At 61.7% G+C, this 17,017-nt stretch carries 17 protein-coding genes; 13 read left to right on the plus strand and 4 right to left on the minus strand.

Annotated features, from left to right (window positions below; translation table 11 throughout):
- The coding region (gene crtD / locus RBB29_RS19320; RefSeq protein WP_306116547.1) for a 1-hydroxycarotenoid 3,4-desaturase CrtD at positions 1 to 1,419 on the minus strand (1,419 nt) is incomplete at its 3' end.
- 92 nt (positions 1,420 to 1,511) lie between these two features.
- On the opposite strand from crtD, the gene RBB29_RS19325 reads away from it, so the two are divergent.
- From RBB29_RS19325 to dxs, 13 genes are all read left to right on the plus strand, one after another.
- Complete coding sequence (locus RBB29_RS19325) at positions 1,512 to 2,381, plus strand: polyprenyl synthetase family protein (RefSeq protein WP_306116546.1); 870 nt, start codon at positions 1,512 to 1,514, stop codon at positions 2,379 to 2,381.
- 105 nt (positions 2,382 to 2,486) lie between these two features.
- Positions 2,487 to 3,521, plus strand: a complete 1,035-nt coding sequence (locus tag RBB29_RS19330) for a methyltransferase (RefSeq protein ID WP_306116545.1) — start codon at positions 2,487 to 2,489, stop codon at positions 3,519 to 3,521.
- Positions 3,522 to 3,634: 113 nt separating this feature from the next.
- Complete coding sequence (gene bchC, locus RBB29_RS19335) at positions 3,635 to 4,576, plus strand: chlorophyll synthesis pathway protein BchC (protein WP_306116544.1); 942 nt, start codon at positions 3,635 to 3,637, stop codon at positions 4,574 to 4,576.
- Positions 4,573 to 5,574, plus strand: coding sequence for a chlorophyllide a reductase iron protein subunit X (locus tag RBB29_RS19340; RefSeq protein ID WP_306116543.1), 1,002 nt, complete (start codon positions 4,573 to 4,575; stop codon positions 5,572 to 5,574). The genes bchC and RBB29_RS19340 overlap by 4 nt, the downstream gene beginning before the upstream one ends.
- A gap of 10 nt (positions 5,575 to 5,584) precedes the next feature.
- Positions 5,585 to 7,147 (plus strand): chlorophyllide a reductase subunit Y, encoded by a 1,563-nt coding sequence (gene bchY, locus RBB29_RS19345; protein WP_306116542.1) that lies wholly within the window; start codon positions 5,585 to 5,587, stop codon positions 7,145 to 7,147.
- Positions 7,147 to 8,619, plus strand: a complete 1,473-nt coding sequence (bchZ, locus tag RBB29_RS19350) for a chlorophyllide a reductase subunit Z (protein ID WP_306116541.1) — start codon at positions 7,147 to 7,149, stop codon at positions 8,617 to 8,619. The genes bchY and bchZ overlap by 1 nt, the downstream gene beginning before the upstream one ends.
- 4 nt (positions 8,620 to 8,623) lie before the next feature.
- Positions 8,624 to 8,845: a cytochrome PufQ gene (gene pufQ, locus RBB29_RS19355; protein WP_306116540.1), complete on the plus strand. Its 222-nt coding sequence runs from the start codon at positions 8,624 to 8,626 to the stop codon at positions 8,843 to 8,845.
- Between the two features lie 133 nt (positions 8,846 to 8,978).
- A complete protein-coding gene (pufB, locus tag RBB29_RS19360) occupies positions 8,979 to 9,128 on the plus strand; it encodes a light-harvesting antenna LH1, beta subunit (protein WP_306116539.1) in 150 nt (49 codons plus the stop codon).
- A gap of 13 nt (positions 9,129 to 9,141) precedes the next feature.
- Positions 9,142 to 9,309: a light-harvesting antenna LH1, alpha subunit gene (gene pufA / locus RBB29_RS19365; protein ID WP_043145809.1), complete on the plus strand. Its 168-nt coding sequence runs from the start codon at positions 9,142 to 9,144 to the stop codon at positions 9,307 to 9,309.
- 124 nt (positions 9,310 to 9,433) lie between these two features.
- A complete protein-coding gene (gene pufL, locus RBB29_RS19370) occupies positions 9,434 to 10,273 on the plus strand; it encodes a photosynthetic reaction center subunit L (RefSeq protein WP_306116538.1) in 840 nt (279 codons plus the stop codon).
- Positions 10,274 to 10,275: 2 nt separating this feature from the next.
- Positions 10,276 to 11,262 (plus strand): photosynthetic reaction center subunit M, encoded by a 987-nt coding sequence (pufM, locus tag RBB29_RS19375; RefSeq protein ID WP_306116537.1) that lies wholly within the window; start codon positions 10,276 to 10,278, stop codon positions 11,260 to 11,262.
- A gap of 3 nt (positions 11,263 to 11,265) precedes the next feature.
- Complete coding sequence (pufC, locus tag RBB29_RS19380; RefSeq protein ID WP_306116536.1) at positions 11,266 to 12,360, plus strand: photosynthetic reaction center cytochrome PufC; 1,095 nt, start codon at positions 11,266 to 11,268, stop codon at positions 12,358 to 12,360.
- Positions 12,361 to 12,471: 111 nt separating this feature from the next.
- A complete protein-coding gene (dxs, locus tag RBB29_RS19385) occupies positions 12,472 to 14,400 on the plus strand; it encodes a 1-deoxy-D-xylulose-5-phosphate synthase (protein ID WP_306116535.1) in 1,929 nt (642 codons plus the stop codon).
- A gap of 71 nt (positions 14,401 to 14,471) precedes the next feature.
- On the opposite strand, the gene RBB29_RS19390 is transcribed toward dxs, so the two are convergent.
- The 3 genes from RBB29_RS19390 to puhE all read right to left on the minus strand — a co-directional run bounded on the left by RBB29_RS19390 (position 14,472) and on the right by puhE (position 17,010).
- The gene (locus RBB29_RS19390; protein WP_306116534.1) at positions 14,472 to 14,915 is read right to left on the minus strand and encodes a cytochrome c family protein; all 444 of its coding nucleotides are present in this window, start codon (positions 14,913 to 14,915) and stop codon (positions 14,472 to 14,474) included.
- A gap of 78 nt (positions 14,916 to 14,993) precedes the next feature.
- On the minus strand, positions 14,994 to 16,208 hold the full coding sequence (gene hemA / locus RBB29_RS19395; RefSeq protein ID WP_306116533.1) for a 5-aminolevulinate synthase: 1,215 nt from the start codon (positions 16,206 to 16,208) through the stop codon (positions 14,994 to 14,996).
- Entirely contained in the window at positions 16,198 to 17,010 is an 813-nt protein-coding gene (puhE, locus tag RBB29_RS19400) for a putative photosynthetic complex assembly protein PuhE (protein WP_306116532.1), read from the minus strand. The genes hemA and puhE overlap by 11 nt, the downstream gene beginning before the upstream one ends.
- Between the last annotated feature and the right edge of the window lie 7 nt (positions 17,011 to 17,017).

Here is a 17,017-nt window from a genome sequence, read left to right on the forward strand (position 1 = left end):
CGCCCCGCCCCCCGCCAGAAAGAGGTTGCCGATCTTCGTGCGGGCCTGCGGGCGTTGCAGGGCTGCGGTCATTCCATGTGGGCTCTGCCCGTAAAGTGACCCGGTCGAGGCCGGAAACATCCGATTGAAGCCCGCCGGTGTCGTGAGGCTCTCCGCGCCCGGCGTCCGGTCGAAGCGAAGACCGAATCCGGTCAGCGTCTGGAAGGTGCGTGTCCGGCATTGGGTGATCTCCTCTTCGGGTGGTTCGGTGGTCAGCGGCGGGGCGTTGGCGATGGTCTCGAACCGCTCGATATCCGGTGGGGATGTCGATTGCCCACGATCTATGGCGCAGACATAGATGGTCGGGTCATCGACCTTTTGACCGCGGGCAAGCGCGTTGAATTCCGGTTGGGGATCGTCGCGGAAAAAGACGTTGTGATGCGCCAGATCGGGACCACTCGGGCACGCGGCGAAAGCCCAAACCTCGGCGGACAGGCTGCGCTGCGTCTTCGAGGTCTGGCACGCAAGTGTCGTGCATCCGGACCCCATCAGCCCTTGGGTCAAGGCGCGGGGATCGCCGTTGAAAACGACGCTTGCCGCGCGGAGGGTGCTTCCGTCGTCGAGCGTGACACCCTGCGCCGAACCCCGTTCGACATTGATCTTTGCGACAGGGGTGCCGTAGTGAAAAACCGCGCCGCGCGCCAGGGCCAGCCGTTCGATCGCCACCGCAAGCTGATGCATTCCCCCGTCGACACTCCAGACCCCGGCGGATTCCGCGCGCCAGATCAGGGCCAGCAATGCCGGTGCGTGGTAGGGCGAGCCACCCACATAAGTCGCATACCGGCCGAAAAGCTGTATCAGGCGAGGGTCATCGAAAAAGCCGCGCAGAAGGCTGTCGAGCGTGGCGAAAGGTGACAGTTTCGGCAAAAGCCGCGGGTGCCGCGCCACGTAGGCCACCAATTTGGACAAAGACGGTGTCGGCGATTGCATCACCGGCGCCTCAAACGCCTCAAACAACGTGCGGGCATGGGTGTCGAAACGTCGGAAGTTGTTGGCCTCCCGCGCGCCGGCAAAGGCCCGGATGGCCTCGATGTTGTTCTCTCGTGTGTCGTGCAGGTCGAGGATGCTGCCATCTTTCCAGAAATGGCGCGCGATGATCCGCTGCCGGACCAATGTCACATGATCCTCAAGGCGCTCTCCGAGATCGGTAAACAGCTTTTCAAAGACGGGTCGCATGGTAAGAACGGTGGGCCCCGCATCGACCGGTCCCGCCGGAGACGGGATCGTGCGCATCTTGCCGCCGGGGGCGTCATGTTGCTCAAAAACCAACACCTCTTTGCCCGCATGGGCCAGCCGCGCAGCGGTGGCGAGCCCGGCGATGCCCGCGCCAATCACGATGACGCGGTTGTCGAATTCAGACGATGGCGCGGTGGCGATCATGCCTGATTGTTGACTCGTATCGCCAATGTGTCCAATATAATTTACATATGTGATGTAAAGTTGAACGTACATCTGATGTCGAGGAGGTATTGATGCCCTTATCTGAACGGATCAATATCGCCGTTGTCGAGGCCCTGGCGACAACCAGGGGCGAGCTGGCGCCGGGTCGTCTGTGCAATGCGTTGGAATATGCGACGCTGCCCGGTGGGGCGCGCATTCGGCCAACGATCCTTTTGTCGGTGGCGATGGCCTGCGGCGACGACAAGCCGGAGCTGTCCAACGCGGCGGCGGCGGCGCTGGAGCTTATTCATTGTGCCAGTCTCGTGCATGATGACCTGCCATGTTTCGACGATGCGGATATCCGTCGCGGCAAACCCTCTGTCCACAAGGCCTTCTCCGAACCGCTTGCGGTGCTCACCGGCGACAGCCTGATCATTCTTGCCTTTGAAACACTTGCGCGCGTCTCGACAAGAGATCCGGTGCGCGCGTCGCAACTGATCCTGTCGCTGGCCCGATGCACCGGGATGCCGAATGGCATTTGTGCCGGGCAGGGATGGGAAAGTGAGCAGCATATTGATCTTGGGGCCTATCACCGATCAAAAACCGCCGCGCTTTTTGTTGCCGCGACCGAGATGGGGGCGATTTCGGCCGGTCATGATCCGGAACCCTGGTACGATCTGGGGGCGCTCATTGGTGAGGCGTTCCAGGTGGCCGATGACCTGCGCGATGCGCTGATGGATGGATCGACGCTGGGCAAACCCGCGGGGCAGGATGACCTTCACGGCCGGCCAAATGCCGTCGCTGAACTTGGCGTCAAGGGGGCGTTCGAGCGGTTGTCGGATATCCTCGCAGGGGCCATCGCATCGATCCCCTCATGCCCGGGGGAGGCGGCGCTGGCCGAAATGGTGCGGCGCAAGGCGCAATCAATCATGCCAAAAGTACCAACGAAAAAGCGGGCCTGACCCGTCATGTCGTCGGACCGCATAGCATCCCGGTCCCGAATATCGCCGTCCGCATGGTTTGCCCGGCTTGTTGCACGGCCCGGCTTCCAGAGATGGGTCAGTCGCATGCCCCTGGGCAAATCCATCGCGCGCCGTGACGGCCATGAAATTTTTGATATTTTGCAGGGCTTTGTGAAGTCTCAGGTGCTGTTGGCATTGGTCGAACTGGATGTCCTGAGCCGATTGCTGGAAAGGCCGGCTAACGCTGAGCAGCTTGGGTTGATCACGGGTGTGTCGCGCGACCGGATGGAACGGCTCCTGACGGCGGGGGCCGCCATCGGCCTCTTGAAGCGCAGGCGCGACAATCGCTTCGCCTTGACCCGGCGCGGTGCAGCGATCCTGGGCGTACCCGGCCTCGTGCCGATGATCCAACATAACCGCGTGTTCTACGAAGATCTTGCCGATCCCGTGGCGTTGCTGCGCGGGGAGGCCGATAGCAAGCTCTCGCAATTCTGGCCCTACGTCTTCGGGCAATCCGGCGATGTCCCACCCGAGGTGGCGGCGCGGTATTCCTCCCTTATGGCAAAGTCGCAGGCCCTCGTGGCCCACGACACGATTGCGATGATTGATTTCAACACCATCAATACCCTTCTGGATGTGGGTGGGGGATCGGGTGCCTTTCTTTCGGAGGTCTTGAAGCGGCACCCGAAGATGACGGCGCTTCTGTTGGACCTGCCGGAAGTCATCCCCACCGCGCGGAAGCATTTCGCGGAGGCCGGGCTTGAAGAGCGTGTGACGCTCTGCCCAGGGAGCTTTCGTGATGTGCCGCTGCCGGCGGGCATGGATGCCATTTCGCTGGTGCGGGTGCTTTATGACCATGACGACGAAACGGTTTCGGCGCTTCTGGCAAAGGTCTTTGAGGTGTTGCCGCCCGGGGGGCAGTTGGTCGTCTCGGAGCCCATGGCAGGCGGGCGTCGCCCGGAGGCCGCCGGTGACGTCTATTTCAACTTCTACACGATGGCGATGGGCACTGGCCGGGTCCGGTCCGCGGAACGCATTGCAGAGATGTGCACCGCCGCCGGGTTCGACGATATCCGCATTCCGCGTGCTGCCCGCCCCTATGTGACGAGCGCCCTGGTTTGCAGGAAACCAGCTTCCTGACAAATCAAAATGTAAAGAAAACTTGACACATATGTGTGTCTCTTTAAACTTACATCAGGCAAAATGCCGCACCCGCTGAGTCTTTCGCTCGGTGGGATGATTGGGAGGCCAGCATGGAGGCGCGTGCCGTATTTCTGAACGGTCCGAAGGATCTGCACCTTGATACATTGCCGCTCAAGGAGCCGGGCGCATGTGATCTTGTGGTGGATGTCGCCTTTTCCGGCATTTCTACAGGGACGGAAAAACTCTTCTGGTCCGGGCAGATGCCTCCTTTCCCCGGCATGGGTTATCCGCTTGTCCCCGGCTATGAGGCTGCGGGTGAAGTTGTTGCCGCGCCCAAAGGGTCCGGTTTCAAGGCCGGCGATACTGTTTTCATTCCTGGCGCGGATTGCTTTGACGGCGCGTTCGGCCTTTTCGGCGGTGCGGCCTCGCGTCTCGTCACACCGGCCGAACGGGTGACCCGCATTGATTCGACCATTGGCGCCGAAGGTGCCTTGCTGGCCCTCGCCGCCACAGCGCGTCATGCGATGGCCGGTCTGGACAAGGCGGTACCCGATCTTATCGTCGGCCACGGAGTGCTTGGCCGCCTTCTGGCGCGCCTGACGATCGCGGCTGGTGCGCCGGCCCCCACGGTGTGGGAGGTGGCCCCCGCGCGGAGAGGTGGCGCCGAGAGCTACACGGTGATGCACCCCGACGATGATCCGAAACGGGACTACCGGGCGATTTATGACGCTTCGGGTAATGCCGCCATCCTGAATGACCTGATTGGCCGGCTGGCCAAGGGCGGCGAAATCGTGCTGGCCGGATTCTATGCCGAGGCGCTCAGTTTTGCCTTCCCGCCCGCGTTCATGCGCGAGGCGCGGTTTCGCGTTGCCGCGGAATGGAACAGGGACGACCTCACCGCCGTGCGCGACCTGATCGACAGCGGCGCCTTGTCCCTGGGCGGTCTCATCACCCACGAGGCCCCGTCGGATGACATTCCCGGTGCCTACCGTACCGCTTTCGAAGATCCCTCTTGCCTGAAAATGATCCTCAACTGGAAGGACGCCGCGTGAAAGACGATGTACCAAACCTCAAGGACTTCGATCAGCGCCTCCGGGACGAGGCCCATGAAGACCTTGCCGACCTGATCGCCGAAGAGCCCACCAAGAAAACCCAGATCATCGCGATCTATGGCAAGGGTGGGATCGGCAAATCCTTCACGCTGGCCAACCTCAGCCACATGATGGCCGAGCAGGGCAAGCGGGTGTTGCTGATCGGGTGTGATCCGAAATCCGACACGACCAGTCTTTTGTTCGGGGGCAAGGCGTGCCCGACGATCATTGAGACCTCGACGCAAAAGGGCCTCTCGGGCGAGCAGGTCAAGATTGGCGATGTCTGCTTCAAGCGCGGCGGCGTCTTTGCCATGGAGCTTGGCGGGCCAGAAGTGGGCCGCGGCTGTGGCGGGCGCGGGATCATCCACGGGTTCGAACTGCTTGAAAAGCTCGGGTTCCATGATTGGGATTTCGATTATGTTCTCCTGGATTTCCTGGGCGATGTGGTCTGCGGCGGCTTTGGCCTGCCGATTGCACGGGACATGGCGCAGAAGGTGATCCTGGTCGGTTCGAATGATCTGCAAAGTCTCTATGTCGCCAACAACGTCTGCTCGGCGGTGGAGTACTTCCGCAAGCTGGGTGGTAATGTTGGCGTGGCCGGGCTGGTCATCAACAAGGACGATGGGTCGGGCGAGGCGCAGGCTTTTGCCAAGGCCGTGGATATCCCCGTGCTCGCCTCCATCCCGCAGGATGATGACCTGCGCAAGAAATCCGCGAATTATCAGATTGTCGGCACCGCCGAGAGCCAGTGGGGCGCGCTGTTCGCCGAGCTGGGTCTCAATGTTGCCGATGCCCCGCCGGTGCGCCCGCAGCCGCTCACCCAAGATGGCTTGCTTGAACTGTTCGACGGCTCGGACACCGGCGCGGGTGTGGTTCTGGAACCCGCAACGGACGCGGATATGCGTGGCAAGAACGCGAAACCCAAAGAGTCGCTGGAAGTGATTTACGACGATGCGTGAAGGGATCTGAATGACCGATGAGGTCACATATGACGGTGCTGCCGAGGCCGAGGTGATCCGGGGCAAGCCCCGCGATGCTGCGCCGGAGGTGCAGGGTGATCCTGGCCTCGGCTGTCATTCCGGCAGCGAGATGGAAAAGGCCGCCCGCATGGCCGGTCAATCCGATTTGCTGGACCAATATGCACGCGACTACCCGCAAGGGCCGCATGACAAACCGCAAAGCATGTGCCCGGCCTTTGGCTCGCTGCGCGTAGGGCTGCGAATGAAACGCGTGGCGACGGTACTCAGCGGCTCGGCCTGCTGCGTTTATGGCCTGACTTTCGTTAGTCATTTCTATGGTGCGCGCCGGTCGGTGGGCTACGTGCCGTTCAATTCCGAGACGCTGGTAACCGGCAAGCTCTTCGAGGACATTCGCGATTCCGTCCACGAGTTGGCCGATCCGGACCGGTTCGATGCGGTCGTGGTCACGAACCTTTGCGTACCAACGGCCAGTGGCGTGCCGCTCCGGCTTTTGCCAAATGAAATCAATGGGGTGCGGATTGTTGGCATTGATGTGCCGGGCTTCGGCATCCCGACCCATGCGGAGGCCAAAGATGTGCTGGCCGGGGCGATGCTGAACTACGCCCGCCAGGAAATCGAAGCCGGTCCTGTGGCGGCACCGGAAGGCGGTAAATCCGACCGGCCCACGGTGTCACTGCTGGGTGAGATGTTCCCGGCTGACCCGATGATGATTGGCGCGATGTTGGCCCCGATGGGCCTTGCCGCCGGGCCGGTTGTGCCGTGCCGCGAATGGCGCGAGCTTTATGCCGCGCTTGATTGCGGGGCCGTAGCGGCGATCCATCCGTTCTATACCGCGGCCATTCGTGAATTCGAGGCCGCAGGCCGGCCAATCGTCGGCAGCGCGCCGGTGGGCCATGACGGCACCGCCGCGTGGCTTGCGGGGATCGGCGATGCCTTTGGCCTGCCCGCCGACCGGGTGGCCGCGGCGCAAAACGCGTTTTTGCCCGCCATCAAGACTGCGCTGGCGGGGGCGCCGGTCAAGGGAACGATCACCTTGTCGGGCTATGAGGGCAGCGAGCTTCTGGTGGCGCGTCTTCTGATCGAAAGCGGGGCGGAGATCCCTTATGTCGGCACCGCTTGTCCGAAAACGCCCTGGTCCGAGGCGGATGCGGAATGGCTCCGCGCCAAGGGGGTCACGGTCAGGTTCCGCGCCTCGCTCGAGGATGATTGTGCCGCGATGGAAGGGGTCAAACCCGACCTCGCCGTCGGCACGACACCGGTTGTGCAAAAGGCCAAGGAACTGGGCATTCCGGCGCTTTACTTCACCAACCTGATCTCTGCGCGGCCGCTTATGGGTCCGGCGGGCGCGGGCAGCCTTGCCGAGGTTGTGAACGCCGCCATTGCCAACAAGGGGCGCATGGACCGGATGCGGGAGTTCTTCGAAGGGGTCGGCGCGGACGATACCGCGGGCGTCTGGGAGGGCGATCCGAACCTGCGGCCGGAATTCCGCGCGCTGAACCAGAAGAAGCTGGAAAAGCAGGCGCGCGCCGCCAAAGCGCAGGAGATGATCTGATGCTGATCCAAGATCACGACAGGGCAGGCGGGTACTGGGGGGCGGTTTATGCCTTCTGCGCCGTTAAGGGCCTGCAGGTTGTGATCGACGGGCCGGTGGGCTGCGAGAACCTGCCCGTGACAAGCGTTTTGCACTACACCGATGCGCTGCCGCCTCACGAATTGCCCATCGTGGTGACCGGTCTGGGCGAGGAAGAGCTTGGCCGCGAGGGCACCGAGGGGGCGATGAAACGCGCCTGGGGCACGCTCGATCCGGCGCTGCCCGCGGTTGTTGTGACCGGCTCGATTGCCGAGATGATCGGCGGCGGTGTCACCCCGCAGGGGACCAATATCCAACGCTTCCTGCCGCGCACCATTGACGAGGATCAGTGGGAAGCCGCGGATCGCGCGATGACCTGGCTTTTTACTGAGTTCGGGATGACCAAGGGCCGGATGCCACGTGAGAAGAAGCGCGAAGAGGGTGCCGCACCCCGCGTCAATATCCTCGGGCCGATGTATGGCACTTTCAACATGCCCTCGGACCTGCATGAAATCCGTCGCCTGGTCGAAGGGATCGGGGCCGAGGTCAACATGGTGCTGCCCTTGGGTGCGCATCTTGCCGAAATGCGGGACCTGGTGAATGCGGATGTGAATATCTGCATGTATCGCGAATTTGGCCGCGGGCTGTGCGAGGTTCTTGAAAAACCCTATCTGCAAGCGCCAATTGGTATCGACAGCACCACGAAATTCCTGCGCAAGCTGGGCGAGATGCTGGATCTGGACCCGGAGCCGTTTATCGCGCGCGAGAAGCATTCGACCATCAAACCGGTCTGGGATCTGTGGCGCTCGGTCACGCAGGATTTCTTTGCCACCGCCAGTTTCGGTATTGTCGCGAATGAAACCTATGCCCGCGGTATCCGCAATTTCCTCGAAGGGGATATGGGACTTCCCTGCGCCTTTGCCGTCGCCCGCTGCGCCGGGACCAAGACCAACAATGAAGAGGTCCGCGCGCTGATCGGACAGCATCGGCCGCTGATCCTGATGGGCTCGATCAACGAGAAGATGTACCTCGCGGAATTGCAGGGCGGCCATGGCCCCAAACCTGCCTTTATCCCGGCGAGTTTCCCGGGCGCCGCCATCCGGCGCGCGACGGGGACGCCGATGATGGGTTATGCGGGTGCGACCTACCTCGTGCAGGAGGTCTGCAACGGGCTTTTCGACGCGCTCTTTCACATTCTGCCGCTGGCGTCCGAAATGGATGCGACGCCAGCTACCCCCACGCCGCTGCGGCGCGATTTCCCCTGGGATCCCGATGCCCAGAGGGAGTTGGACCGGATCGTGGCCAGCCATCCGGTCCTGACCCGTATTTCCGCCGCGAAATCACTACGAGACGCCGCCGAGGAAGCCGCCCTGCGCCAGGGCGCGGAACGCGTCGTTTTGGAAACCGTCAAGGCACTTTCGCCCGAAAGCGCCGCAGGTCCGAGGGAGGAATGACCCCATGACTGACATCACATCGACCCCACCGCAAAAGCCGACGGGCCGACGCCGTTGCACGGAATACTGGGTCTATTTCACGTTGATTTTCGTGCTGTCCATGCCATCGGCCACCATCCGCTGGGTGCGTGATATTGCGCGGCGGCAAACTCTTGATCTGCGTGGGCCTCTGGCGCGCGCCTGGGCAGAAGCCGACCGGCTGACACCCATCATATTCTCGGTCTGAGCCGCGATGGCCAGTGATCCGAGACCAAGCTGCCTGCCCGGAAGGGCGGACAGACGCCTGAGGGGCCATGATGGCCCGGATGGACCCGGCCGCGGGGTACGCGGCGTCAGCGTAACGTTCCGGAGGAAAGTTTATGGCTGATAACACCGACCTGTCTTTTACAGGTCTCACCGACGAGCAAGCCCAAGAGCTGCATTCGGTCTATATGAGCGGCCTTTGGCTGTTCGTGCTGATTGCGGTGGTTGCCCACCTGGCAACCTATATCTGGGCGCCTTGGTTCTGAGGGAGGATCGGAAATGTCCAAGTTCTACAAGATCTGGCTGATTTTCGATCCGCGCCGCGTGTTTGTTGCGCAAGGCGTCTTTCTGTTCCTGTTGGCCGTGATGATCCACCTGGTGGTTCTGTCGAACGGCGTCAACTGGTTCGAAAACGCTGCTGCGTCACGGGCTGCTGCGGACGAATGAGCCAAGGGACGCAAGTCCTTTGCAAGACTGTTGCGGGCGGCGCCCGTCGCCCGCAACAAACCAGAAAAAAATGACGACGGCATGAGGTCACGATAGGCCCCGCCGCCAGATGCGGAGAGAGAAGATGGCTTTGCTCAGCTTTGAAAGAAAGTATCGTGTCCGCGGAGGGACGCTGATTGGCGGCGATCTGTTCGATTTTTGGGTCGGTCCCTTTTACGTGGGCTTTTTCGGGGTCACGACGGCGTTTTTCGCGCTCCTTGGCACCATCCTGATTTTTTGGGGAGCGGCCCATCAGGGCACCTGGAACCCCTGGCTCATCAACATCGCACCGCCTGACCTGAGCTATGGTTTGGGCGTCGCACCATTGATGGAGGGGGGGCTTTGGCAGATCATCACGATCTGTGCGACCGGCGCCTTCATCAGTTGGGCTTTGCGCGAGGTCGAGATCTGCCGCAAGCTGGGGATGGGCTATCACGTCCCCTTCGCCTTCAGCTTCGCGATCCTGGCCTATGTAACGCTGGTCATCTTCCGGCCGCTGCTTATGGGCGCCTGGGGTCACGGGTTCCCCTACGGGATCTTCAGTCATCTCGATTGGGTCTCGAACACCGGCTACGCCTATCTGCATTTCCACTACAATCCGGCGCATATGCTGGCGGTGTCGCTCTTCTTTGCCACCTGTTTCGCGCTGGCGCTGCATGGCGGCCTGATCCTGAGCGCGGCCAACCCTGAAAAGGGCGAAGAGATGAAGACGCCTGATCACGAAGATACGTTTTTCCGCGATTTCATCGGCTATTCCATCGGCACACTGGGTATTCACCGGCTCGGTTTCCTGCTGGCGATCAACGCGGTGTTCTTCAGCGCGGTCTGCATCATCATCAGCGGCCCGGTCTGGACCAAGGGCTGGCCGGAATGGTGGAACTGGTGGCTTGAGCTGCCGATCTGGCCCGGACAGGGAGGGATGTAACCATGCCCGAATATCAGAACATATTCACCCAAGTGCAGGTCCAGGGCCCGCCCGAGATGGGCATGGACAATGAAAACAACATGGCGTCGGAGCGTATGCTCAAGCCGTTCTACAGCAAGCTGGTGGGTTGGGTCGGCAACGCCCAGATCGGGCCCATCTATCTTGGCTGGACCGGGATGATCAGCGCGGCGACCATGGTGCTTTGCCTCAATATCATCGGGATCAACATGCTGGCGCAGGTCAACTGGTCGATCCCCGAATTCCTGCGCCAGGGCTTCTGGCTCGCGCTGGAGCCGCCGAGCCCGGAATACGGGCTCAGGATGCCGCCCTTGCAGGATGGCGGATGGTATATCATCGCCTCCTTCCTGCTGCTGGTTAGTGTCTGTACCTGGTGGCTCAGGACCTATCTGCTGGCGGAGCAGCACAAGATGGGCAAACACGTGGCGTGGGCTTTTGCCAGTGCAATCTGGCTCTTCCTGGTGCTGGGCCTCTTCCGCCCGGTCCTGATGGGGTCATGGTCCGAGGCAGTGCCTTACGGCATCTTCCCGCATTTGGATTGGACCACGGCGTTTTCGATCCGCTACGGCAATCTCTACTACAACCCGTTCCACTGCCTCTCGATCGTGTTCCTCTATGGCTCGGTCCTGCTCTTTGCGATGCACGGCGCGACCATCCTGGCCGTCACCCGGTTCGGGGGTGACCGCGAGCTTGAACAGATCGTGGACCGTGGCACGGCGACGGAGCGTGCGGCCCTCTTCTGGCGCTGGACCATGGGGTTCAACGCGACGATGGAGGGCATTCACCGCTGGGCCTGGTGGTTTGCGGTGCTGACGCCGATTACCGGCGGGATTGGCATCCTGCTGACCGGCACGGTGGTCGATAACTGGTTCATCTGGGCGCAGGAGCACAATTTCGCGCCAATGTATGACGGCTCGTACGGCTACGAAAACTACGGCTCTTACGAAGCCTTTATCGGGCGGGAGGAGTAGATCATGTTACCTGAATGGTTCAGCAAATGGAATCGCGAAAACCCGACGGATATCGAACGGCCCGCGATCATCTTTGGCGCCGTGGGCGTGGCGGTGATTGCCATTGTCGCGCTGATCTTCTGGGGGCAGCCCTTTGCCACCGACAGCATGCAGACCGGGCCGCGCGGCACGGGGATGGAAGTGGTCGAGTTCAAATCGGACCTGGCCACGCCTGATCCCGGCATCGAGAACTTTCTCAGCTCCACCTCGGAACCCGTCGTGCCAAGCGGTGGCGAACAAACTGCTGGCGCGGCGCGTGAAAACGTCCCGCCGGGGCTCGAGAACCTCACGGTTGAAAACTATGACCGTCTGCTGGCCGCGATGCGGGCCTGGACCGGCATACCGGACCTCTTTGAAAGTGCGGATAACTACCAGACCGCCGTGGGTCATGTGATGATCACCATGACCCAGAACATCAACGAGAACTGGGATGGCCACGTCAATGCCAACAAGGAGGTGGGCGTGACCTGCTTCACCTGCCACCGGGGACAGCCGGTGCCGAGCGACATCTGGTTCAAGGCAACACCCGTGGTCAAGGCCGCCGAGGGCTGGGCCGCGGTGCAGAACCGGGTGACACCGCTCAGCAGCTTTACCTCTTTGCCGTCCGATGCGCTTGAGACCTTCCTTTTGGACTATGGCACCATCAGCGTTCATGATCTTGAATCACGGGTGGCGGGCATCCCGGGCAAAGATGACTACCCGGGTATTCAACACGCGGAACGCACCTATGCGCTGATGAACTACGTGGCAAACTCGCTGGGTGTGAATTGCAACTTCTGCCACAATTCCCGCGCTTTCTACGATGGGGCGCAGGTCACCCCGCAATGGGGTACCGAAAGCCTCGGCATCCAGATGGTGCAGGAGATCAACAACGAATATCTCGTGCCGCTCGAAGGGCTCTACCCGCCCGAGCGTCTGGGACCGGTGCACCAGGATGCACCAAAGGCCGCCTGCAAGACCTGTCACAAGGGCTATCAGCAGCCGCTGCAAGGCACCAACGTGATTGGTGACTGGCCCGAACTGGCGACCACAACGGGCGAGCCGGACTACGGTAACTAGTACGGCGGGCGGTGGCGCGTCCCTGCTGCCGCCCCTGTTTCCCCTCGCGTCGCGCCGGTCGCGACCGACTTCGCAGGTGACGCCAGCCAACCACTGCCAAGGGGGCGAGCGATGACACATCAAAGACCCAAAACACCACTTCTGGACCGCGTTGCCGGGCCAGCGGACCTGCGGCAGATGCCCGACCATCAACTGGCCGCTTTGGCCGACGAATTGCGCGCCGAGGTGATCGACGCGGTGTCGGAAACCGGCGGGCACCTGGGCTCTGGCCTTGGCGTGGTTGAGTTGAGCGTGGCGATCCATGCGGTGTTCAACACGCCGATGGACAAGCTGATCTGGGACGTGGGTCATCAATGCTATCCGCACAAGATCCTGACCGGAAGGCGCGACCGTATCCGCACGTTGCGGCAAAAGAACGGGCTGAGCGGCTTCACCAAGCGCAGCGAGTCGAAGTTTGATCCGTTCGGCGCGGCGCATAGTTCGACCTCGATCAGTGCCGCCCTGGGCTTCACTGTTGGGCGCGATATGGGTCAGCCCACCGGCGATGCGATCGCGGTGATAGGCGATGGCTCGATAAGCGCCGGGATGGCCTATGAGGCGCTTAACAACGCAGGGGCCGAGGGACGGCGAATATTCGTCATTCTCAATGACAACGAGATGAGCATCGCTCCACCGGTGGGCGCGATGTCGAGCTATCTTTCCGGCCTCTATGCCAATGAACCGCTGGCCAAGATGAAGTCCCTTGCCGAAGGGTTTGAGGCTGCATTACCTACACCCCTTCGCGAAGGCGCGAAACGAGCGCGGCAGTTGGCAAATGGCTTGACCGGCTCGGGGACGTTGTTCGAAGAGTTGGGGTTTGAATATGTAGGGCCAATTAACGGCCACGACATGAACCAACTCTTACCGGTGCTGCGCGCGGCGCGGGTGCGGGCGACGGGGCCGGTCCTGATCCATTGCTGCACGGTCAAGGGTAAGGGATATGCGCCCGCCGAGACCAGTGCCGACAAGTATCACGGCGTGTCGAAATTTGATGTGGAAACCGGCACCATGGCCAAGAAGGGGGGCGGTGCGCCCTCCTATACCTCGGTTTTCGGCAAGGCGCTGACCGAAGAGGCCGCGCGTGATCCGGATGTGGTGGCGGTGACCGCGGCCATGCCCTCAGGCACCGGCGTGAATATCATGGCCGAACGGTTTCCCGCGCGGGTTTTTGACGTGGGCATCGCCGAGCAGCACGCGGTGACTTTCGCGGCCGGAATGGCGGCGAGCGGGCTCAAGCCTTTCTGCGCGATTTATTCAACCTTCCTGCAACGCGGGTTCGATCAGGTGGTGCATGACGTCGCGCTCCAGGGCCTGCCCTTGCGCTTTGCCATTGATCGCGCGGGGCTTGTCGGGGCCGATGGCGCGACCCATGCGGGCAGCTTCGACATCGGCTATCTGAGTAACCTGCCGGGCTTTACGGTCATGGCGGCGTCGGATGAAGCAGAACTGACGCATATGGTGGCGACATCGGTGGCCCATGAGGAGGGGCCGATCGCCTTCCGCTATCCGCGCGGCGCCGGTGAGGGTGTCGAGATACCTGCGCAGGGTGAGGTGCTGGAGATTGGCAAAGGCCGTGTCGTTGCGGAAGGCGAAGATGTGGCTATCCTCTCCTTCGGGGCGCATCTCTCGGAATGTCGCGCGGCGGCTGATCTGCTGGCGCAAGATGGCGTGAGTGTCACGCTTGCAGATGCGCGGTTCGCCAAGCCGCTGGATACGGATCTGGTGCTGCAACTTGCACGCCATCACCGCGCGCTCATCACGGTCGAGCAGGGGGCCGAAGGTGGTTTTGGCTCGGTGGTCCTGCACTCGCTGGCGCGGAACGGGGCGTTTGACCAGGGGTTGGTCATCCGAAACATCTGCCTGCCCGACCGCTTCATCGAACAGGCCAGCCCGGCGGAGATGTATGCCGATGCGGGCATGACGGCGGCGGATATCGCGGCGACAGTCCGGCAGGCGCTTGGCCAATCGGGCGATGTCGTGCCTTTGTCACTCGCCCGGTGATCTCGCGGCGCAGACATGAAAAAGCCGCGCTGGTGTGACCGGCGCGGCTTTTCTTAAGCTTTGTTGTGCAATCAGCTGCCTTCGTCGGGTCCGACCGACACCAGATAGGCCCAGACATTGCGGGCCGCCTCTTCTTTCTTGAGCTTGAAGGTCATCTTGCCCCGCGCGCCGTCATCGCCGAGGTTTTCCTTCAGGAACCCCGTGGGATCGGCCACATAAGCTACGAAATCCTCTTCGGCCCAGGCCAGCCCGGCCTCGCCCGCGGCAACCATCGACTTGGAGTATTTGTAGCCTTCAACTGATCCGGCGGTCCGGTCGTGGATACCGTAAAGGTTGGGGCCGGTTTTGCCGCCCTTGACGATGTCTGTACCGTCCGCGTCCTGAATCATGTGGCAGGCTTTGCACTTGTTGAACTCTTTCTTGCCCGCCTCGGCGTCGCCGGTCGCATGGCCGTCGGCAAAGGCTGGCAATGCGAATGCAAGTGTCGTGCATGCCGCAAAAATACTGGCTTTCATTTCGTTCTCCCTTGTTTCTACGCAAAAGACTTAGCTCACCCCGTAAAATATCAACGCGGGAGATTGGGTTGTGTTCCTTCAGGCGACAGCATGCGCAATGGCGCATTGCTTCCACAGCACGTTGAGCGCCTCGACCAGCCGGTCGATATCGGCATCCGAATGCAATGGGCCGGGCGTGAACCGCAACCGTTCGGTGCCCTTGGGGACGGTCGGATAGTTGATCGGCTGCACGTAGATTCCGTAATCGCGCATCAGGATGTCCGAGAGCATCCGGCATTTGACCGGATCCTTGATCAGGACCGGAATGATGTGACTGGGATTGTCCATATGCGGAATGCCATAGGCATCGAGTTTTGCACGCAGGCGCGCGACCTGCCGGCGCTGCTGCTGGCGCTCGATCTGCGACGTCTTGAGATGCGCGATAGAGGTCTTTGCCGCCGCCGCAACCGCCGGGGGCAGCGCGGTGGTGAAGATGAAACCGGACGCAAAGGAGCGGACGAAATCGCACATCGCGGACGAGCCGCTGATATAGCCACCGACGCAGCCATACGCCTTGCCGAGTGTCCCTTCGATCAGGGTGATCCGATCCGACAGCCCCTCGCGTTCGCTGATCCCGCCACCGCGGGGGCCGTAGAGCCCGACCGCATGGACCTCGTCGAGATAGGTCATTGCGCCGTGCTTTTCGGCCACCTCTACGATCTCGGCCATGGGGCAGATGTCGCCATCCATGGAATAGACGGATTCGAACGCGACGATCTTGGGCGCATTGGCCGGGAGGGTGGCGAGCTTGCGGTCCAGATCTTCGGGGTCGTTATGTTTCCAAATGACTTTCCTGGCGCGCGAGTGGCGGATGCCTTCGATCATCGAGGCATGGTTCAGCGCATCCGACAGGATCACCGCATCGGGCAACCGGCTGCCCAAGGTGCTGAGCGCCGCCCAGTTGGAGACATAGCCCGAGGTAAAGAGCAGCGCATCCTCCTTGCCATGCAGATCAGCAAGCTCGCGTTCAAGCTCCACATGGTGGTGGTTGGTGCCCGAGATGTTGCGTGTCCCACCTGCGCCAGCGCCGCAACTGTCGATCGTGTCCTTCATCGCCTGCCGGACCACCGGGTGCTGACCCATGCCCAGATAATCGTTGGAACACCAGACGGTTACTTCGTCTGGCGCATCGTCATCGTGGCTCTTGGCTTTGGGGAAATCACCGCAGCGCCGTTCAAGTTCGGCGAAGATGCGATAATTTCCTTCTTCCTTCAGCGCCTCCAGCTGCGCTGTAAACATGGCATCAAAATCCATGGGTCCCCTCCGGTTGTCGTGACTTGTGTGTGGGTTTGGGCGCGGGCAGCATCCAGCGCCAGAGTTTCGCGTCAGGCACGGGCAGCACCATCAGCCAGTGTTCAAGAAGTGCGAGCGCGGTGATGGCGCTGAGCAAGGCGAAACCTGCGGCCTCGGCCGCCGTGGTCGCGGAATAAAGCCGTTCGAGCCAGCAGGCAGTGGCAAAACTCAGCGCCGTGATCGAGATCGGAAAGAGCCAGTTCAGCCGCGAGATGCGGAAATGGCTCGGCAGGTGGCGCAATGCGTCGGGAATGAACTCGGTGTTGATCCGTGGCACGCCGTAAAACAGGTTCAGCTTGGCAGAAATCCGCGCGATATAAAGGATCGTGAAGGTCCAGAGGCCAAAGCTGTTGATCGCGCCATGGCCATAGATCCAGATCAGGACCAACACCCCGACAAGCAGCATCTCGTGATAGGCAATCGTGCCCCAGGCGCGGATGAAACGCTCCCATTCCGGTGTGTCGTCGGGACAATCATAGACGTTTGGCCCGGTGATCGCGCCGGTGAGAAAGGCCAGTTCGATCCAGCCCCAGATCGCCAATGCCGACAGGAACGCGCCATAGGCCGCAGGTAAGCCAGGGTTCGAAAGGGTGGTGCCGAAGCCCCAGATGCCAAGCGCCAGTATCGGCAGGCCCGCGATTGTGCAGATCACCCGGGCCTGCTGCCCCCGCCGGTCGGCGTGACGCACCGCCCACAGGATCGCCCCGGTGGAGAACCACCAGGCAAAAAGCGCAAAGAGTGCGGCGATCCAGGGTGATGTCATGCGCGCC

This window comes from Roseovarius sp. MMSF_3359, from assembly GCF_030733385.1.
GTDB lineage: Bacteria > Pseudomonadota > Alphaproteobacteria > Rhodobacterales > Rhodobacteraceae > Roseovarius.